Below are 1,613 nucleotides of genomic sequence, written 5' to 3'. Positions count from 1 at the left end.
GTTACAAATACTGAGCATCTCATTGACTGATAAGACTCATCTGAGAGACCTCTTTGATAAAACTAAATTTCAAAATGACAAAGAACGATTCGGACCAAATGGGCCAAGTTTATTTAATTTTTAATTCGTCCCAATTTTAATGGGACACTAATGTTTTACAAAGGTAAAACAATTAAGTAAAATTCATCTATCATTGCTTTTCATATTTATTGTGTCTTTCTCTTTTGCATCGGAAGTATTAGCACTTACAGCAACCAGACAGTATGACATCGCCACGTTTGATCATACCGCTGGAAAACAACGATATACAATCTGAATCAAAACAGATTGTATATCACCAATTTCTTTTTTTGTGCCTTGTTAAACGTATAAGAAGTTCCTCCGGCAGATTTTCCATCCCAATAGGCAATCAGCCTACAGGCGTGTGAAATCATGTAATCATTACGGTGGGCATAGCATTGGGCATAATAATATTCGGATAGAACTACCACCTTGTCGGCTTGGCGCAAAATATCAGCATACCTCTGTTTGTCCTCTTTGTTGAAATACACATCTTGCCCGACATAAGGAACAACCGCCACCAAAACCATATCGGGATATTGTTTCCTTTGTTCAAGTACGGTATGAGCAGCCATCATGTCAAATCCAACCGCACAACCAATATAGAAAAAACGGATTCCATTCTCATAGCAGAAACGTACCTCTTCATTCAACGATACGGACAAAGCATATTTATTTGTTCGTATCGTTCTATGACCGGTAAAAGCAACGGACATCATTTTCATCCATTTATCACGTGCCTTTCTACATATATCCAACGAACCTGCCGAAGTTTCATACACCATTCCATTCACCTCATAACGATAAGTGAACCAAGTAGTATCTCCAAAGATATCCTTCTGCTTCTCTATATAACTCTCTTTTTCTTTCATCTTATAACATACGGACAACTGTTTTACCTAAAAAGAAACCTCCCAAAACCTCACCTCCTATTTTTTCCAACTGACATGCGAAACGAGCATACGAAAACCCTTTTGTTAAAATATCGTCAAATACCAAGATTTTCTTACCCCGAAAAAAGTCCTTGTCAAATTCTATCACTTGTACTTTTTGAAGCGACTTGCTGTCAAATTTCTCGTGAATAGCCAAACGATCTCCACTGACACGTATATGTTCATACGCATTGATAGCACCTGAAAACTTACACACAGCCGAAGCAAACCCCTTATAACGAAGTTCATTCTTATCAGCGGAAGAAGCCGGAACACAAGCAAAAACAATATTCTTAACATCATCACCAAAAACTTGATGTAACTTATTCGCTATCATCCAAGCTATATTCAAATAAGCTTTTCCATCCTTAAAACTCCATATCATCTTACGAATTTGCCATTCTCTTTCCGTTGCCTGCCGATATTGCATAGGAAGATACTCAAAGAAAGAAAACATCATCTTATGCCATTGTCTGTCTAAACTAGGATATTTACTCTGATGTGCCATAGTCTTTTATCTATTAAAATTAAACTTATGCTTCAGCTAGATTTAAAGACCTTTTTTTAAACCCCTTTCCGGGATGGCCTTTTCTTTCTGCCGACTTTTTTTTTGAGCTTTCA

The 1,613-nt window shown here is 37.1% G+C and carries 2 protein-coding genes and 1 pseudogene; 1 reads left to right on the top strand and 2 read right to left on the bottom strand.

The window, feature by feature from the left end; translation table 11 throughout:
• Window positions 1-124: pseudogene (locus KTR07_RS28045) on the top strand (IS4 family transposase); the annotation flags it as partial.
• 193 nt (window positions 125-317) lie between these two features.
• Here the strand turns inward: KTR07_RS28045 and KTR07_RS28040 are convergent.
• Window positions 318-932, bottom strand: coding sequence for an SLOG family protein (locus KTR07_RS28040; RefSeq protein WP_005868759.1), 615 nt, complete (start codon window positions 930-932; stop codon window positions 318-320).
• Between the two features lies 1 nt (window position 933).
• Window positions 934-1,500 (bottom strand): phosphoribosyltransferase, encoded by a 567-nt coding sequence (locus KTR07_RS28035; protein ID WP_005868760.1) that lies wholly within the window; start codon window positions 1,498-1,500, stop codon window positions 934-936.
• Window positions 1,501-1,613: the final 113 nt, after the last annotated feature.

The sequence above is a fragment of the Bacteroides sp. MSK.20.82 genome, assembly GCF_019052485.1.
Lineage (GTDB): Bacteria > Bacteroidota > Bacteroidia > Bacteroidales > Bacteroidaceae > Bacteroides > Bacteroides thetaiotaomicron.
The sequence above is the reverse complement of the archived record's forward strand: the minus strand, read 5'-3'. Positions and strand labels throughout refer to the sequence as shown.